This window comes from Terriglobus sp. 2YAB30_2 (genome assembly GCF_052114765.1).
Taxonomy (GTDB): Bacteria; Acidobacteriota; Terriglobia; order Terriglobales; family Acidobacteriaceae; genus Terriglobus.
In genome coordinates this window covers 600,845-618,707 of sequence record NZ_JBFRFJ010000002.1, presented here as the reverse complement: position 1 = coordinate 618,707, position 17,863 = coordinate 600,845, and the positions used below count along the sequence as shown (strand labels likewise).

At 58.3% G+C, this 17,863-nt stretch carries 13 protein-coding genes; 5 read left to right on the top strand and 8 right to left on the bottom strand.

Annotated elements, in window-relative coordinates; genetic code table 11:
* Positions 1–15 precede the first annotated feature (15 nt).
* The 6 genes from AB4Y89_RS05175 to AB4Y89_RS05150 all read right to left on the bottom strand — a co-directional run bounded on the left by AB4Y89_RS05175 (position 16) and on the right by AB4Y89_RS05150 (position 7,614).
* Positions 16–1,914 (bottom strand): TolC family protein, encoded by a 1,899-nt coding sequence (locus tag AB4Y89_RS05175; RefSeq protein WP_442299821.1) that lies wholly within the window; start codon positions 1,912–1,914, stop codon positions 16–18.
* The gene (locus AB4Y89_RS05170; protein WP_442299820.1) at positions 1,911–2,618 is read right to left on the bottom strand and encodes an ABC transporter ATP-binding protein; all 708 of its coding nucleotides are present in this window, start codon (positions 2,616–2,618) and stop codon (positions 1,911–1,913) included. Before AB4Y89_RS05170 ends, AB4Y89_RS05175 begins: the two co-directional genes overlap by 4 nt.
* Before the next feature lie 20 nt (positions 2,619–2,638).
* On the bottom strand, positions 2,639–5,191 hold the full coding sequence (locus tag AB4Y89_RS05165; RefSeq protein ID WP_442299819.1) for an ABC transporter permease: 2,553 nt from the start codon (positions 5,189–5,191) through the stop codon (positions 2,639–2,641).
* A gap of 61 nt (positions 5,192–5,252) precedes the next feature.
* Positions 5,253–5,618, bottom strand: coding sequence for a hypothetical protein (locus AB4Y89_RS05160; protein ID WP_442299818.1), 366 nt, complete (start codon positions 5,616–5,618; stop codon positions 5,253–5,255).
* 4 nt (positions 5,619–5,622) lie between these two features.
* Positions 5,623–6,333: an ABC transporter ATP-binding protein gene (locus AB4Y89_RS05155; protein ID WP_442299817.1), complete on the bottom strand. Its 711-nt coding sequence runs from the start codon at positions 6,331–6,333 to the stop codon at positions 5,623–5,625.
* Positions 6,334–6,354: 21 nt separating this feature from the next.
* Complete coding sequence (locus AB4Y89_RS05150) at positions 6,355–7,614, bottom strand: efflux RND transporter periplasmic adaptor subunit (protein WP_442299816.1); 1,260 nt, start codon at positions 7,612–7,614, stop codon at positions 6,355–6,357.
* 174 nt (positions 7,615–7,788) lie between these two features.
* Here AB4Y89_RS05150 and AB4Y89_RS05145 point away from each other — a divergent pair, with 174 nt between their 5' ends.
* From AB4Y89_RS05145 to AB4Y89_RS05130, 4 genes are all read left to right on the top strand, one after another.
* Complete coding sequence (locus tag AB4Y89_RS05145) at positions 7,789–8,118, top strand: PadR family transcriptional regulator (protein WP_442299815.1); 330 nt, start codon at positions 7,789–7,791, stop codon at positions 8,116–8,118.
* 1 nt (position 8,119) lies between these two features.
* A complete protein-coding gene (locus AB4Y89_RS05140) occupies positions 8,120–10,789 on the top strand; it encodes an ADOP family duplicated permease (RefSeq protein ID WP_442299814.1) in 2,670 nt (889 codons plus the stop codon).
* A 30-nt stretch (positions 10,790–10,819) separates the two neighbouring features.
* Entirely contained in the window at positions 10,820–11,170 is a 351-nt protein-coding gene (locus AB4Y89_RS05135) for a plasmid mobilization protein (RefSeq protein ID WP_442299813.1), read from the top strand.
* 92 nt (positions 11,171–11,262) lie between these two features.
* Positions 11,263–12,252, top strand: a complete 990-nt coding sequence (locus AB4Y89_RS05130; RefSeq protein WP_442299812.1) for a beta-propeller domain-containing protein — start codon at positions 11,263–11,265, stop codon at positions 12,250–12,252.
* Positions 12,253–12,291: 39 nt separating this feature from the next.
* Here the strand turns inward: AB4Y89_RS05130 and AB4Y89_RS05125 are convergent, their stop codons facing one another.
* Together AB4Y89_RS05125 and AB4Y89_RS05120 are read right to left on the bottom strand one after the other, a co-directional pair.
* Positions 12,292–13,182, bottom strand: a complete 891-nt coding sequence (locus AB4Y89_RS05125; RefSeq protein ID WP_442299811.1) for a LysR family transcriptional regulator — start codon at positions 13,180–13,182, stop codon at positions 12,292–12,294.
* A gap of 86 nt (positions 13,183–13,268) precedes the next feature.
* Positions 13,269–15,836, bottom strand: a complete 2,568-nt coding sequence (locus tag AB4Y89_RS05120; protein WP_442299810.1) for a TonB-dependent receptor — start codon at positions 15,834–15,836, stop codon at positions 13,269–13,271.
* Positions 15,837–16,052: 216 nt separating this feature from the next.
* Between AB4Y89_RS05120 and AB4Y89_RS05115 the strand changes: the two genes are divergently transcribed.
* Positions 16,053–17,600 carry a cation:proton antiporter gene (locus AB4Y89_RS05115; RefSeq protein WP_442299809.1) on the top strand — a complete coding sequence of 516 codons (1,548 nt, stop codon included), beginning with the start codon at positions 16,053–16,055 and terminating at the stop codon, positions 17,598–17,600.
* The last annotated feature ends 263 nt before the right edge of the window (positions 17,601–17,863 follow it).

The following is a 17,863-nucleotide window of genomic DNA, read 5'->3' as shown; positions in this document are numbered from 1 at the left end:
CCAATCCCAACTGTTTTACTGTCCGCCTGGAACCGTTCCGGTTCTCGCTGATTCTATCGAAATGTCGTGCGATTCCAGTGTGACACCCAGAGTCCGGTCGAGCTCGACCTTTGCTTTCTGATAGGCCGTCATTGCGGCTACCAGGGTAGACTCCGCCGTGGATAGGTCGCGCCGAGCCGTGAGTGTCTGCAGATTTGACCCTGCGCCCAACTCTTGCTCCTTGGCGGTAATATCGAAGGTCCGCTGCGCGAGATCCCGTGCTTTGCGGGCGGACTCCACACGGGCACGGCTCTGTTGCAGCGTGTATTGCGCGTTGCGCACCTCGATGCGGATTTGCTTTTTCAGCTCCTGGGTGCGCAGCTCCGCCTGGCGCGTTTCCAACTCCGCGCGGTATTGGTCCGACTTGGCAACCCTGTTGCGGATAGGGATATTGACGTTGATGCCGACATAGTAGTCCGGGGCAGAGTTATTGAAGGCGCCGTTTACCGCTCCATGCCAGTCCATGGGTTGAGTGGACGCAACACCTGCGGAGGGATTCGGAGGGCCGGCGAGACCGCTGCCACCGTAGTACGCGGAGAGCGAGACGGTGGGAAGCAGGGCATTGCGCGCCGCGCCGAGGCTGATTCCACGGTTTTGCAGATCGATGTCCGACTCGATCAACTCAATGCGGTTTTTCAGCGCGAGCGTAATACTGTCACCGGTCGCCGCGGAGGCGGTGTCTGGTGCACTATCGACCGAGCTGGAATCGGTCGGCTTCACCGGCATGGCTTCCAGAGTTGGATCGTCGAGGTTCTTGGTCAGGGCATTTTTGATCAGCAGTTCCTGAAACTGCAAGGTCGTCTTCGCGACCGTAAGGTCCTGCTCCCGGTTGGCAACCTCAGCTTCGTCCTTCAGTACATCCATCGCCGGAATCGCCTCAAGCGCGAGCTCCTTGCGGGCACTGTCGAGCGTTTGCTGGGCGAATGTCAGCGTGCTGCTCTTTACCTGTTCATCTTCGTAAGCAGCGACCAGGTCCCAATACATGTTAGCGATCTGGGTAACGGTGCTGACTACCTGCAACTTGAAGGCTTCGTCGGAGATCTTCCGATTGTTCTTCGCAATGCGCAGATAACGAAGATTGGGTCCGAAGCCGAAGCCGGCCAGCAACTGCTGTTGCAGTGCGATGTGGTAGTAAGTGTTCAGCGTGGGGTTGAGGTAGCTGCGCGGGCTGTTGGTTGCGGTACGGTCGTTGTTGAAGACAGCCACTAAAGATGTTCCGGTAGGGAACGCCTGCGAGTAGCTGATGTTCCCGGTCGTCGTGTTCTGCTGCAGCTCCAGTACGCCGTAGATCGAGATATTTGACAGAGGCTGAGTATAGTGCTCGAGGTTTACGGTCCCCGTAATGGAAGGGTCGAACGATGGGACGTTGGTGCCGGTACCGAGTGTCGACTGTACCAGACCCGACGCTCCCGAGCCGGCTCCGCCTGCACCGCCTGAGGTACCACCGGCGCCCGCGCCTGCCGCTCCTGAACCAAAGCCTCCTACACCTCCACCCGGTGTGTTCTGCACGACGCCGGTGTTGACGCCTCGGAACGATCCGCCGGCGCGGGTACGAAGGACGTCCGCCTCGGCGATCGGCAGGTTGTAGCGCGCGATTGCCAGGTCGAGATTGTTCTCCAGTGCGAGTGCGATCGCGTCCTTCAGGCTTAGCTCCAGCACGCCGTTGCGGATCAGTTGATCGATGCGCGGCGTATTGGAGAGATTCGGCGGAGGAACGCTCACGGCGCGATAGGTATTGATCGGGTTGCTGGAGTGAGGAATGTCCAGACGCAATGCCGGTGTGGGCGCCTGTGTCGCTGGCGCTGCGTTCTGTGCTGTTGCCGTTACGCTCACCGCCGCCAGCAGTGCGGCTGATCCCAGTTTTCTTCCGATCACGAACGTACCTCCTGCAGCGGAGGTTGTGCTGCGCCGGCGGTGTCGGAGTGGACCCATCCATCTCGCAGTTCAATGGTGCGTGTGCCGTAAGCAGCGTTCGTTTCGGAGTGCGTGACCTGCACGATCGCCGTGCCTTCCTGATTCAGTTGCCGGAACATCTCCATAATCTCTTGTGCCTGTTTTGAATGCAGATTGCCTGTCGGTTCGTCGGCGAGCAGCAGCGCCGGTTTATGAATCATGGCGCGGGCGATGCCCACCAGTTGCTGTTGTCCGCCGGAGAGCTGGTGTGGGTAGAGGTCTTTTTTTGCGACCATCTGAAAGCGATCAAGCGTGTCTGCCACCATCGCCTGCCGTTCGCTACGGGGGATGTCCTTGTAGGACAGGGGAAGATCGATGTTCTCAGCGACCGTCATGTCGTCAAGCAGGTGATAGCTCTGGAAGACCATGCCTATCTTTTGCCGAGCGAGATCGGCGCGCTGCTTGCGGTTCAGGCGGTGGACAGCGACGCCATCGAAGTCGAACTCACCTTTCCACTGGTCATCGAGCATCGCGAGCACATTCAGCAGCGACGACTTGCCAGCGCCCGAAGGGCCCATGATAGTGACAAACTCCCAGGGCTGAATTGTCAGCGAGACTCGCCGCAGCACCCAGGTTTCGGTACCGCCTGCGCGGTAGCTCCGCTCTACATTCCTTAGGTCAATCATTGTGTCTCCAAATTGCTTCGCTACTCCGTCCGCAGTGCCTTTACGGGATCGGTTGATGCGGCTCGCTGCGCGGGAATCAACCCTGCCAGCAGTGCTGCTACAGTCAGCACCAGGACAGAGCCGGTCATGACCATGGCATCATGGCCGCCGACGTTATAGAGCTGTGACTGTACAAGACGAACGCAGAGCCAGGCGGCGGGAATGCCGATGGCCAGGCCGATGATGGCTTGAAACATCGCCTCGCGCATCACCATGGCGATCACTTTGCCGCGGCCCGCCCCCAGAGCCATGCGTACGCCGATCTCCGGTGTGCGCCGCGCAACGGAGTAGGCGGTAACACCATAGAGTCCAACCGCCGCAAGCATCAGCGCCAGGAGGCTGAACATCAGCGTGAGCCGGGCGATCATTCGCTCCTGGTCAAACTGACCACGAACCTGTTCTTCGAAGGTGTTGTAGTTCACCACAGTGAGATTCGGGTTGATATTGGCCAGAGTTCGGCGCACCTGCGATTCCAGGTTGCCCACGTGACCCTTGGTCGTGAGCATGATTGCCCCGGCATACAGAGACCGGGTATCGTTCTGTGGTTTTGTATGCGCCACCTGCAAGAGCGGCCGGAAGTACATGGCCCGCGTAGGCTGCCTTAGGTCGTTGTACTTGATGTCGGAGACCACGCCGACGATCTCCCAGTCGCCCACGCTCTCCATGCCGGAGATGCCGAAGTGCGCTCCGAGGGGGTTCTCTCCATTAGAGAAGAACTTCTTCACAAAGGCTTCATTCACGACGACTACCGGAAGGGAAGTCGCTGTGTCCTGTGCTGCAATCCCGCGGCCGCGCAACACACGATGACCGACGATGTCGAAATACTCCGGTCCTACGCGCAGCCATGAGGCGCCGTTCTTCGCTTGAGCGCCGGGCTCGGGCCGGCCCTGAATATAGACACCTTCTCCCCAGTTGTTGCCTTCGAGCGGCGTGTAAAGCGAGAGCGCAGCTTTGTCGACCCCGGGTAGCGCATGCAGGTCATTGATGATTTTGTCGTAGAGACCCTGAAGCTGCTCCTGCTTATATCCAGAGCTCTCGGGACTGAAGTGCGCCACGACGCGATTTTCTGTGACGATACCGAAGTCCTGGTTCTCCAGCTTGCTTAGGCTCTTCGCCATCAGCCCCGCACCGACCAGCAGAATCAGAGAGAGCGCTGCTTGCAGAATCACCAGCGACCGCTGCAGTAAGCCCGACCGATCTGACGTGGTGCGATTCGATCCCCGCAACGCATCGGCGGGCTGCGAGTGGGACGTTACCCAGGCGGGCGCCACACCGAAGATCAGGCCGGTAAGAAGGGAGAGCGCGAAGGCGAACCCGAGTACTGTCAGGGATGGCGTCGCTTCAATAGGAAGGCTCTGCGCATGGGGAAATGCCATCGCCAGCAGGACCTTGGTTCCGGCATAGGCGACGAGAAGTCCGGCGAAGCCGCCGAGACAGGAGAGCACAACGCTCTCTGTAAGCATCTGCCGGATAAGCCTTGTGCGCTGTGCCCCCAAAGCCATGCGAATGGAGGTCTCAGCCCTGCGCGCCATACCGCGCACCAGCATCAGGTTGGCGATGTTGGCGCAGGCGATCAGCAGCACCAGTGCCGAGACCGTAATCAGCATCTTCAGGCCGACACCATACTCCTGCTGCAAATTTTCGATACCGGCGCCGCCCGGCGTAAGAATCACGTGCGCACCCGCCAGGTCAGGCTGCCGGTCCTGGCGCTGATAGAGTGGCAAGGTTGCGAGATAGTTGCGAAGCGAGGCGCTCATCTTTGCCTCGAGCTGCTTCATATCTGTCCCCGGCTTGATCTTCCCTAACAGGTAGAGCCAGTTTGCATCTCTGCGGTGCAGCAAGCTTGTAGGATTTCCCGGGCCGAAATTCGGCTCCATGACCATGGGGATATAGAAGTCCGGCGGTGTATCTGTCATGCGGTCGCCGTAGAAGGATGGCGGCGTAATGCCAAGAACTGTGACCGGATAGGTATTCAGTACGAAGGTACTTCCCACGACAGATGGATCGCTGGCATAGTCACGCTGCCACGCCTGGTAGCTCATCACAACGCCCATCGGTGCACCCTGCACATCGTCGGAGGGAAGGATGAGTCGCCCTGCGTAGGGCCGCAGGCCCAATACCTGAAAGTAGTTACCCGTCACTACTTCGCCGCGCGCAGAATGCGGAAGATCGCCTGGCTTGCTGCTTCTCGCTGTTACGCCGGCATAGCCAACGCCTGCCTGCATCGCTGCCAGGCTTTCAAACTCTGGCGTGTTCTCCCGCAGATGTTGGTAAAGCTCAAAGGCGAAGATCGAATAGTCGCGGTGGTCGGGAACTCCTCCGTTGACGCAGCAGTCGTCCGTATCGCCGACACGTACCAGCAGCTTGGGATCGGAGACGGGAAGATTTTTGAGCAGCACGGCGTGCACCAGCGTGAAGATCGCCGCATTGGCGCCGATACCCAGCGCCAGGGTCACGATGGCCGTCATAGTAAATCCGGGCGACTTTCTGAGCTGCCGCAGCGCGAACTTGATGTCCTGCACCAGTCGATTCATCGTGCACCTCTCCTTCGCCGGCAGCGAATCCGGTCAACGTACGTCATACAACGGTTCAGTCTTAAGCAACGCTCTTCGTCATTGGACACTGGTTATCCGCCGGCACTCCGGGGAGTTCCCTGAGCAATGGAAGCGTGGACACCGACGGTACGCTCAGCCGAAGAGACAAGCTTCCGAGCCTGGCATCGAAGGAAAGTCGCGATAGCGTCGCTTTGGACGATTGCATGTGGTTCCGGTCGTGGGCTTCCGCCTGAAGCACCGTGTCATCGCCATACGTGACGACCAGGCTTACCCGGTCTGCCTCGGTATTACTGATGGTCGTTGCATGGATAGAAAGGCTGGACAGCAGCGCGATCAACACAAGCGCTGCTGCTGTCCAGGGGGTGAGATACAGCGAGTCGCCAGCATCTTTCAACAGATTGCGCATGGCATTAAACCTCCGCCATCAGATGGCTCAGCTCTCCCTCCGCGACGACCTTGCCGTCGAAGAGGTGAATCTGTCGTTCGGCATGTGCGGCAAAGCGTGGATCGTGCGTCACCATGCAGATGGTGGCGCCTTCGTCATGCAGCTCTTTCAAGAGCGACATGACCGCTTCGCCGTTTTTGGAGTCAAGGTTTCCGGTAGGCTCGTCGGCCAGAAGAATAGAGGGTGAGCCGGCGAGAGCGCGTGCGACAGCGACACGCTGCTGCTGACCGCCGGAGAGCTGCGCCGGGTAATGCCGCATGCGGTGCGCCATGTTGACGCGCTCGAGCGATTCCTGCACGCGCTTCTTGCGCTCGGCAACCGGCATGCCGCTACGGTAGGTGAGCGGTAGCTCCACGTTCTCGGCAACGGTCAGATCGCCAATCAGGTTGAAGCTCTGGAAGATGAAACCGATCTCCTGGTTACGGATACGTGACCGGTCGGAGAAGTTAAGGTTTGCGACTTCGTTTCCATTCAACTGATAGCGGCCGTTCGTCGGCGTATCCAGAAGGCCAATGATTGAGAGCAGCGTCGACTTGCCGCAACCCGATGGGCCCGACATCGCCACGTATTCGCCGCGCTGGATCTGCATGTGGATGCCGGATAGCGCATGCGTTTCGATCTCGTCGGTGTAGAAGACCTTGGTGAGCTGCTCGATGTCGATAATCGTCTCTGCCATTTAATCTCTCCTTGTCGCTTCCTATTCCAGGCGAATTCTGTCTGTGTTCTCCCATCGGCTCATATCCGACAGGATCACGGTGTCTCCGGCCTGCAATCCTTCCATGACCTGGATTGCATTCACCGATGCTTTGCCAACCTTTACCGGAACCCGAACTGCGGTTTTTCCATCAGAGCCCAGGCGGAAAAGACTGATCGTGCTGTTCTCGTTGCCGAATGCGGGCCGGCCCACAAACAGTACGTTGGACAGCCGGTCGAGATCAATTTCGCCATCGACGCTGAGGTCCGGACGCGCTCCCTGCGGAAGAGCGCCTGCTAGTTCTACGTCAACGGTCACGGTTCCGTTCACTACAGCAGGGTCAATACGCATCACTTTGCCGGGGATGACGCCGTTGTGGGTGTCGATCTCAGAGGGTTGACCGATCTGGATATCGCGCGCCTGGGTCTCGGCGATCTTCAGGCTGGCCTTGAGCTGATCAGGCTGGACGACTTTGGCCAGGGTTGTGCCCGGCGCCACGTGTTCGCCCACCTGGTGGGGAAGGTCGACCAGGACACCGCTGATGCCGGCCCGAACGCTGAGGGCGTCCTGTTGCCGCTGTTTCAGCGCAAGCAGCGCACGTGCCTGCTCCACCTTGGTCTGCTGCACGGCGATCTGGGTCTCGATCGCCTTCTCATTGACGGTGATCCGCTTCTTCTCAATCTCATCGCGCGTCGTTAGCTCGTCGGCCTTGCCCTTGGAGGCGCTGTAGGTCAAACCGCTGATGACGCCCAGGTCAAAGAGCGATTTGTCCGTTTGAGCCTGCAGCTTGGCCTGTTTGTAGTCGGCACTGACGGTGGCGGCTGCGGCCTGCTGGGTCATAAGGTCGCTGTCGAGCTTCGCCTTCACGTTCATCAGGTCGGTCTGCGCGGCCTTCCATTGCAGTTCGGCGTCCAGCAGCTCCTGCTGTACGGTCGGATCGACCAGGTCCATCAGGATGGTGTCCGGATCAACCTTCGCGCCGGGAAGAACGCGGATTCGGACAACGGTCGCTTCCGTCTCGGAGGGGATAAGGCGAATGCGATCTTCGCGCGGAACCAGCGTGCCCGGGCCGCGAACCTGGCGCAGCAAAGGTCCCTGCTTTACGGTGTCGGTCCACACGGTCGCACGGTCAACGGTCGGCGCGGCAGGCTTCAACCGGGAGACAGCCCACCCCACTACCGACAGCACCAGGACCAGAACGCCACCTAAGATCCACTGCCGCCGTTGCTTCTTTAGCCTGATATCAGGTCTTTGGATGTCCATACGTAGAAATACTGGAGCACCTTTTGGGCCAAAGTAACCATAGCAATATCAATGGTTTAACGGGTCTTCTTCAACCCTGCTGTGTCCGCAAACGTGTCCGCGTGTCCGGAAATGGACAGATGAAAGATCGATCTTGACAGATACCCAGACATCTAATTATTAAGATGTCTAGGTATGAGAAAGACTGACTCGTTACAGGGAACGCTGGATTTGTTGGTGTTGAAGATTCTTTCGCGCCGGTCTGGGCTGCATGGCTACGCGATCATGACGGCCATTGGAGAGATGTCGAACGATGTGCTGCGCGCCGAGGAGGGTTCTCTGTATCCGGCCCTGCACCGTATGGAAGAGGCGGGTTGGATCAGCGCGGAATGGGTCAAGAAGGATACGGGTCGAAGGGCGCGTGTCTATGAGGTGACGGCGGAGGGGAGGAAGCAACTCGCCGCCGAACAGCAACGTTGGGAGGACGTCTCCTCCGCAGTCAACCGGATTCTCAGGACGGTGTGAGATGGCCTTGTGGAAACGAGTCGGGAATGTCTTTCGTGCGGATCGTCTGCGGAGCGAGATCGAAGAAGAGCTTGAAGCTCATGTTGCCGAAGCTATGGAACATGGCCGTAGCGAGGCAGAGGCGCGAAAAGCTCTGGGCAACTCGCTTCGTCAGCGCGAGGCAAGCTATGCCTTGCGCGTGGAAGGATGGCTGGACGCACTACGCGCCGATGTGGCTTTTAGCTGGAGGCAGATCAAGCGAAACAAGGTGACCTCATCGGTCGCTATTCTTTCCCTCGCCCTGGCCATGGGAGCATGCGTCGGCGCCTTCCGCCTGATGGATGCGATGCTGTGGCGCGCGCTTCCTATTGCACATCCGGAACGACTTTATGGACTGACAAAGCAGGGGATCAGCTTTGATGGCAAATGGCGCAGCTACAACGCGTGGGACTCTCCGGCATTTCTCGAAATGCGTAAAGCTGTAAAGCAGCAGGCCGATCTCGTTGCGATTTCGTATGCCGTTCGTGAGGAACTGACGTACTCCACGGAGCAGGAATTGGAGAAAGCAACGGTGGTGCATGTCTCTGGGAATCTCTTCGAAGTCTTCGGTCTGCATCCGCAAATGGGCAGGCTCCTTACCGATGCCGACGACGTCGCGCAAGGGAAGGCCCCCTATGCTGTATTGTCTGACGACTACTGGAGACGTCGCTTCCAGCGGGATCCAGGTGTCATCGGCAACACCTTCCGATTCCAGAACGGTGTGTATGAGATTGTTGGCATCGCGCAAAAGGGGTTTACCGGAACCACTCCGGGAACAATCGCCGATATTTTCCTCCCGATGGCAATGCACCGTGGATACGGTAGGGCAAATTGGACGTGGTTTCGTACGCTTGTTGCACTGCATGAGAACCAAGAACTAACGCCAGTCCAGGACAAACTAGGGGCGATTAACTATCACCTCGAGGAGACGCGTTTAAAAGGAGATGCGGGCCTCTCTGCCGAGATTGTCAAGAATCTATTGAATAACGAAGTTGTGATGTTGCCGGCCAGTACCGGTGTCTCCGACTTTCGGGAAGAGTACCGCAGGGCACTTGTGACCCTTGGAGTGCTGGTCACGATGGTGCTGTTGATTGCCTGTATCAATGTGGCCAACCTGATGACCGCGCAGGCCGCGGGTAGAGCCAGGGAGATGGCACTCCGTGTCTCGATCGGTGCTGGGCGCTGGCGGCTCGTGCAATTGATGTTGGTCGAGGCCGGCATGATGGCGGTCCTGTCTGCCGCTGCGGGCTTGATTCTGGCTTGGTGGTCAGCCCCGATGGTTGTTCTCATGATCGACCGGCCCGATGTCCCGGTACAGCTCATGTTGCCGGCGGATGCCAGGGTGATCGCATTCGGGATCGTACTGACATTTGGTGTGATGTTGCTCTTCGGCTTGGCGCCTGCGTTGCGGGCATCGTGGGTAAAGCCAGTAAGCATTTTGAAGGGTAGTGATGCGCCACGGGCACGTCACCGGTGGATGCGGGGAATGCTGGGAGTGCAAGTTGCATTCTGTTTCGTTGTCCTCTTTGTCGCGGGATTGTTCGTGGCTACGTTTCAGAGATTGTCGGATCAGCCGTTGGGGTTCAATGCTGACAGGCTGCTTTTGCTGGAGACAACCGGCCGGCAGGAGACGGAAGCGACCGCATGGGCAAGTGTTGTGGAACACTTCAGGACGATTCCCGGAGTAGAGAGTGTTGCTTCGTGCTCCTGGCCCCTATTGAGCGAATCGGCCTGGAATGACTCCATCGCCATTAGCGGCGGCCCGTTCAGTTCCCAGCTCGCATACTTTCTCAATATCTCGCCGGAATGGCTGAAGACCATGCGAATCGATATGACCTCAGGACGCGACTTTCACGATGGAGATTTCTTTCCCGAAGTGGCGATCGTAAATGAGACCTTTGTCAGGACATTTTTGGGAGGCGGGAACGCCATCGGTAAGGTCTTTGAAAAGCGAGGGGAAAACGGCGGACGTGATAAGGTGCAGGTCGTCGGTGTAGTCAAGGACGCCGTCTACAGCAACACTCATGATGCAATGCCGCCTGTAGCTTTTATCCCATTCTTTTTTAGGCCTAAACCTGTTTCTGCGACGGATGCACCCGCAGGACTCGTGCCTCACTGGACCATTGTGGTGAAGACCGTGGCACAGGATCCGATGGCGATGGCGACAACCTTGCGGCGAGAGGTGAGCAAGGCGCGGACGGACATGCACGTGGTGAATATACGCACGCAAGAGGAGCTGCGGCTGGCACAGGTGATTCGTGAACGTCTGCTGGCGATGCTTTCGATCTTCTTTGGTGCGGTCGCGTTACTGTTGGCCGCCATTGGTTTGTACGGAGTGCTGCACTACACAGTTGTCGAGAAGAAAAAAGAGATTGGTATCCGCCTGGCGTTGGGCGCACGTGCAGCCCATATTGTTCGGCAGGTGAGTTTCGGAATCGTCCTTGTCGTAGGCGCAGGAAGTGCAATTGGGTTGGTAGCCGGAAAGGCGGCAGCTCGATATGTAGGGTCTTTGCTTTATGGCGTGAAGGCAGAGAATCCATTCATGCTAGTCCTTCCGCTGACGGCAATTGCTCTCGCTGTTGTTTTTGCAGCCGTACCCGCCGTTCGCCGGGCACTGAAGGTCGATCCAGTGGAAATGCTTCGAGCTGAATAACACGCAGTCATTCCTGAGTCAGGAGTTTCGATGCCAGACATCACGCTTGTGCAGAAGAAGGCCGGTCGCCCAAAGCTCGCCAAAAGGGAAGCCAAAGGTGAGATCGTTCCCGTCAGATTCACGCCAACCGACCGCAGGCGCATCGCGGAGGCTGCTCAAGCAAGTGAGATGAGCGTCTCGGAATGGACACGGAAGATGCTTGGCGAGTTCAGCGCGACGGAAGCTGACTGGAAGAAGGTGATAGCTCTCTTCGGAAAGATAAAAAGCGGCTACGAGCAGGCAGGTGACTCCCGCGCCGCAAGGCGATGTGACGATGTGATTGCATTCGTTCGGCAGATAGCCGTTGACTCCAGACGTCAGCGATTCAGATCGAAGGGATGAAAGAACGACGGTATCCCTTCGCTTGAACGATGCGTCTTCCGTGGTGGAGAATGGCTGACGTTCGACTATTCCATCCGTTTCCGCGAGAACACATGCTCCTATCCCGATCTCTCAGCGTGATCTTCGTTGTTTTTTGTGTCTACGGAACGCAGGCACAGGTCTCTGCGCCCCTGTCTTCCGTGCCGCTTCCGGGAAAAGGCCTCGCCGGCCACGATTTTCTCTATGCCGGTGAATCCCACGACCGCAAAGTCTTTCTGGTTCGACACGGCAAAATCGACTGGAGCTACGATGACCCGCAAGAGAAGGGAGAGATCAGCGATGCCGTGCTGCTTTCGAACGGCAATCTTCTCATCGCTCATCAGTACGGCGTTAAGCTCATCTCGCCTGAAAAGAAGATTCTATGGAGTTATGATCCGCCCGCGGGCCATGAGGTTCACACTGCCGTTCCCATCGGTACCTCGCACGTCCTCTACATCCAGAATGGCGATCCTTCCGCTCTGCTGCGTGTGGTCAATACCGGCACGGGTGCGATCGAAAAAGAGCTGACGCTCGCCGTCAAGCATCCGATCCGTGTTCATACCCAGTTCCGGCATGCGCGGCTGACACCCGAGGGAACGCTGCTCGTTGCTCACATGGATCTCAATAAGGTTGTGGAGTATGACGCGGAGGGAAACGAGCTCTGGTCGTTTCCAGCCACAAGTCCCTGGGGTGTCTCTCCGTTGGAGAATGGCAACGTCCTGATCACCGATCGGGTCGGGGTCCGCGAAGTCACCCGGCGCGGAGATACGGTCTGGTCTTTTACTCCGGCGGAAGTGCCTGAGTATCACTTCACCAGCCTGCAGCAGGCATGGCGATTGCCGAACGGCAATACCGTCATCAACAACTGGGTGAATGAGTGGAGCAAGAACTACGCGGCGGATGGACCGCACACCATTCAGGCGATCGAGATCACGCCGGAGAAGAAGGTGGTCTGGGCGCTGCGCGAGTGGGATCCTCCCACAAGCCTGGGTCCCTCGACCACCCTCCAGTTTCTGGATCAGCCCTCCGCTCCGGAAGCAGTCCATTTCGGCGATTTCCGCTGAAGTGAGATCGCGGATATATCGATATAAGAAGTCGCAAAATCAGCTTTCCGGGGCATTCCCATCCGGACGAGAGCGGATTCGCTCCCCGGCGATGCGGATAAAGGTCTCGCTCTCTGGGGTAGTTCTGCGCGGATAAAGAAAATGCCCCTTAGCCTCCTCGTGGAAGTCGCGAAACTCCGATCGCTGTAGCGCCGATGTAGAGGATGCGATGCTGGGCAGAATGGTGACAGCCGCTCCCACCTTCACCAGGTTCAGAATGGTGGCAATGTCATCGATCTCCATCACTACTTGAGCCTTCACCTTCCCGCGCCGCAGTGCATCGTCGATCAGCGTGCGCGTTCCGCAGGTGCGGGGAGGCAGGATCAGCGGGTGACGGCAGAACTCTTCCAGGGTGGGATTCTCGGGTACGGCCATCTCTTGTGAGGAGAAGCCCACCATGCGGGTCCGAAAGACATCTTCGCGGACAAAGAGAGGAGACTCAGGGAGCTCCAGTCCCAGGCAGAGATCGAACCGCTCATTCTCGAGCCCACGCACAAGATGTTTGGGCAGACTGCGGGTCACGCTGACCTGTACGTCTGGATGCTCCTTGTGAAAGGCAAGAAGATCCGCAGGCACAAACTGCGTCGAGGCGGTAAGGCTGACTCCCAGCCGAAGCGTCTTGCCGGCTCCCTCGCCCAGCCGGCGGACCGCGGCATGCCCGGCGTCGTACATCGCGCTGATTCGCTTGGCATAGACCAGGAAGGCACGGCCCGATTCGGAAAGCTCCAGGCCTCGCGGGGACCGATGGAAGAGCGTGGTTCCAAGTTCACGCTCGACCTGCTGAAGCTGCTGGGTCAACCGGGGCTGTGATGTTGCCAGCTCCTCCGCTGCCGCTGAAATGGAGCCGGCCTGCTCCAATACCTGCAGCATTTTCAGATGGTTAAGGTTCATCGTCCCCCCGGGGGTAATCACTTTTATATCGGTATAAGAGCATACCCGAGGATGTGATGGATCGAGTAGAAAATTTGAACCCGGGCTCAGAAGGTATACCGGATCGCTATCGTCCCCGTGCGGGGAGTCAGGAAGTGAGTTCCGGAAAACGTCGAGAGGTAGTTATACAGAGCGCTGGTATTGTTCAGGTTCACGATGTCGAGCCGTACGCCCAGGCTCTGTTTTTCGTGCGAGATCAGGTCATCCTTGCCGATGGAGAGATCGACCGTATTGCGAACGGCGATGCGGGAGGGATTGCGGTCCGCGTCATACGTCCCTGGGACGGGAATGCGGATGCGGGTTGCGCGGATCGCTCCGTCACAGGAACGGATCGGCGTTGAGACGGTTGCAAAGACGTCACCGCAGTGCAGTCCCATCTGCTGCTGTTCATCTCCGCTGAGTTTGAGCACCGTGGGAATGTCGGGCGTTGCGACCGAAACCAGCCCGCCATCATAGCGGTAGGAAGCATTGATCCACGGGCCGCGCCTGCCGAACTGATAGCGTGCATTGAGATTCATCGCCAGGCCCTCGTCATGGTCTGGCCGAACGACGTTGCTGTATGGCGCGCTGAAGCTGACGCCTCCCAACTGGGGACCAAAGAGGCGGGATCGAGTGTGACTTACGGTGACGAAACCGGCGAATCCGCGATAGGGATGTAGGGTTACCCGTACCAGGCCTCCGTCGATCTTGGACTTAGCAAACTGTGTGGGGAAGGTCAGCGGGCTGTTAAGGAGCACATCGAAGTCGTAGGCTCCGTAAGTAAATTTCCAAAGGTACTCTCCGCTGAAGGAGATGCGTTTCAGGTCCGTCGTGAAGCCGATATTGAATTGGTTTCTGGTTGCTGTGCTGAGAACGTGCGAACCCGAGGCTCCGAGGGATGCAGAAGGCGATCCCGGACCATCAGAACTCGCGACGATGAGATTCTCGTTGTAGGGCGTCAGGAAGACACGGGAGTAGTCTCCACGGAAGGTGGTGCGGATGCGCTGGACTCCGTAGGTCATGCCCAAACGCGGTTGTGCTCCGGACGTGCTCACCATGCCGTTGTACTTGTCGTAGCGTAGGCCAAGCTTGAGCTGAAGCTGTCCCATCCGAATGAAGTCCTGCCCGAAGAGTGCGAGCTGCTTAATATCAGTTCCGCCACGGAACGAGTAGATGGAGCCTCCGCGAGTGAGATCGAGCGGGAGCAGACCCGGAAGGTAGTCGGCGTTGGATGTTAGTCCGGCACCGACACACTGCGAAGGATGGCGCACGGTGGTGTTGGAGGACGGCGCACCATCCGGTCCCAGGCATGGACTGTTGTAGGTAGGGTCGGTCAGCCCTGTTGCGAACTGCTCGGTCAGGAACGTGTGCTTATATTCGCCGCCTGCCACGATATTGTGCCGCCCGTGGGTATAGGTGAACTCCGTGCGTGTTCCCGCATTGGTCAGACGGCGGGCCTGCGCCAGGTAGGCCGGAGAGTCAGAGAAGATATCGCCGGATGGACGATAGCGAACCTTATCCTGCCGCACCCAGAAGTTGATGCGGTGGAAGGCGTGATCGTTGAAGGTGTGCACCAGTTGCGGCGCGACATTGAAGCTCACAATGGTCTGCCGCTGGTTCTGTCCGAGCGTCTGCTGGTCAAAGGTGTTCGGCGTCTGAAACCACGAGTGGCTCAGGCTTGCACTAAGCTGGAGGACCGTCTTATCGGTAAGCCGATAGTCAAACCGCTGGAAGGTATTCTCCGCGTTGCCATTCGCGTGCAGGTTTACGGCTTCCGGCGTATCAAGAAAGCGCGCGCTGTTCACTGCATCGGCCGCGGTGAAGAAACCAAAGCGTTCTGTTCCGAATCCGAGGCTGGCGCCTGCATTGGTGGTATAGAAAGATCCACGGCTGAGCTGAAGCGTTCCGGAGGGTCTTCGCTGGTCCAGTCCTGACCGTGTCTGCGCAGCGATGATCATGCTGGTCTTATCGCCCACATCTGCCCCCGGAGCGCCCTCGCGAACGTCTACCGATTGCAATGTGTTGAGCGATACCTGTGTCGAGAAGGTGCGGCTCTGCTGATCGGTGATCGGCTGGCCATCGACGAAGAAGGATGCCTCCGCATGATCGCCAAGCGGATGGAAGGATCCGTTGGAGTCAGCCGAGACTCCAGGTGTCGTCATTGTGATCAGGGAACTGAAGGGAGCACTCACACTCTGCGACGGCATGCGATCGATCTCCTCCGGCGTGATGAGCACATGCGCCGGCGCTGTCGGCTCCTCCACGATATCCGTCGCCGAGACCGTGACCTCGGTGCTGGCTGCGGCTCCGAGCGGCACCATCAGATGGATAGGAGCTCCCTGATACGAAACCGCCTGCTGCGCCGATCCAAAGCCGGCCGCCTCAACTCCCAGGCGGTAGTCGCCTGTAGTGAGTTGAATAAAAGCAAACCCACCGTCCGGACCGGCAACCTGCTTTCTTTCCGCGCCACTTCTCACAAAGGTGAGAGTCAGCTTCGCCCCTGGGAGCGCCGCTCCGGTGGCATCTGTCACCACTCCCGACAGAGCAGCGGTGATGCCGCTCTGCGCGTGTAAAGAAGCGTCGAACAGGAGCAGAAGAGCGAGCGCCAGGGCGGAAGTGTGCCTCATCCGGATCATTTAGGTTTGCCTAATTCGACATTTAGGTTAGCCTAAATGTCGAAGAAAGAGAACACCCCGGAATGAAAAATCATTATCCGTTCACCAAGGCAGGCACTGTATGCCGGTGATCTAGGGTTGTGATGGGTTTTAACAGGGCACCCAATCGACGTAACAGGGGCCGTTAGTATGTGTGGAGCAGCGTCGTTGGTAGAAGATACGCTCTGGTGACCTCGAATGACCTTCTTTGAAAGCCTGCTTCTACTGATGTTTGCCGCCATTGTGCTGCTGCAGTTGGCGCGGCGGCTCTCGCTGCCCTACCCGGCCCTGTTGGCGGCGGCGGGCGTGCTCATCGCACTTCTTCCGGGGTCTCCCAGAATCGAGATTGATCCTGAGACCTATCTCGCCCTGCTCATTGCGCCTGTCCTCGTCGACGCTGCCTACGACTTTCCCCTGGGCGCGGCTCGCCGTCTCTTCCTACCCCTTTTTGTCTATGCCGTAGTGGCCGTAGTCATTACAGCCTTCGTGGTCGCGTGGATCGGGAAGCTGTATCTTGGCCTGTCGTTCTCTGCCGCCCTTGTCATGGGAGCCATTGTCGCGCCGCCTGACGCTGCTGCGGCTACGGCTGTGCTGAGGCGCTTTTCGATTCCTCGTGAGGTCGATAGCATTCTGCAGGGCGAGAGCCTCTTTAACGATGCGACGGCGCTGCTGCTGTTCAGCGCCGGGCTCGCCTTCGTAAACCATCACATGGATGCGGGAAGCGTAACCCGTCTTGTCTTTGCTGCTCCCGGGGGGATCCTGTTCGGCGTGGTGAGCGCCTATCTCATCATGCGTGTGAATCCGCTGGTGCGGGGAACGCTGGGAGGAAACCTGCTCCAGTTTGTCTTCTCGTACGCCATCTGGATTATTGCCTCTCATCTCGGGCTTTCGGCGGTTCTTGCCACCGTTGCCTTTGCCATGACTGCAGCCCATCGAACCGAAGCCAACGCCGGCGCTCTTGACGCACGCATGCGCATTCAGTCGTATGCCGTCTGGAGTGCGGTCGTCTTTACACTGAATGTCTTTGCGTTCCTCTTGATGGGCATGCAGGCGCGCGTCATCCTTGGGCGAATGGAGCGCTCGCAGCTTCATGACGCTCTTGTCTTCGCGGCCATTGTCGTCGCCGTTGTGATTGCCGTTCGCCCATGTATCGTTCTCACATTTCGAGCTGTTCGCTGCCTTCAGGCGCGTATGGGCCAGAGATGCCAGCCGGCGCCCCTGGGAGAAAGTCTCTTCATCGGCTGGTGCGGCATGAGAGGCTTTGTGACCATGGCGACAGCCCTCGCACTGCCGCAGGGATTTCCCCATCGCGACACACTGGTGCTCGCTGCATTTGCGGTGGTGCTGACAACGCTGGTGGTGCAGGGAGTGACACTCGCTCCGTTGATCCAGGTGTTGTGCCTCAGTTCTACACAAGCCAAGGAGGCAGAGGGCTTAGCCCTCAGAGTGAAGCTTGCGGATGCGGCTCTCAACGCGCTTGCCGATAAGTCTGGCAGCGAGGCCGACAATCTCCGGTTCCGCCTTCGGTTGGTGCGAGACACCTGTATGCAGCGGCAGGACTCCGTTGGGCTACAGCGCCTACGGGAGCTTGGACTGGAGTCGGTGCTCTCGCAACGCCGGGAGCTGGAGCGCCTGCGGGACGAGGATGCGATCAGCACCGAGGCCTACCTCGAGTCGCAGGAACAGATCGACTGGCTGGAGCTTACCTTCCTGCGAGGGGAAGAGCGCCGCATCGAAGAGATTTGAAATCCGTGCTGGTTTCCCGGAAGAACGCACAATGGCGTTTTCATTGCGGAAAACGCCCATAGGATGCGGAAGCCCTAGCTGCACCTACAGGGAAAATGCTCTATCGCGCAGCTGGTCACTTAATCTGCCATTTTTGTCGCCCGCTGATGTTCCTGTGAGATTCAGGACTGTTTCTGTCGTATATTGGTATTGATATTGGACTGTTTTGATCCTTATTCGGGTTAAAGCATGTTCTTTCATTCCAGAAAGCCAGGGCAGATCGA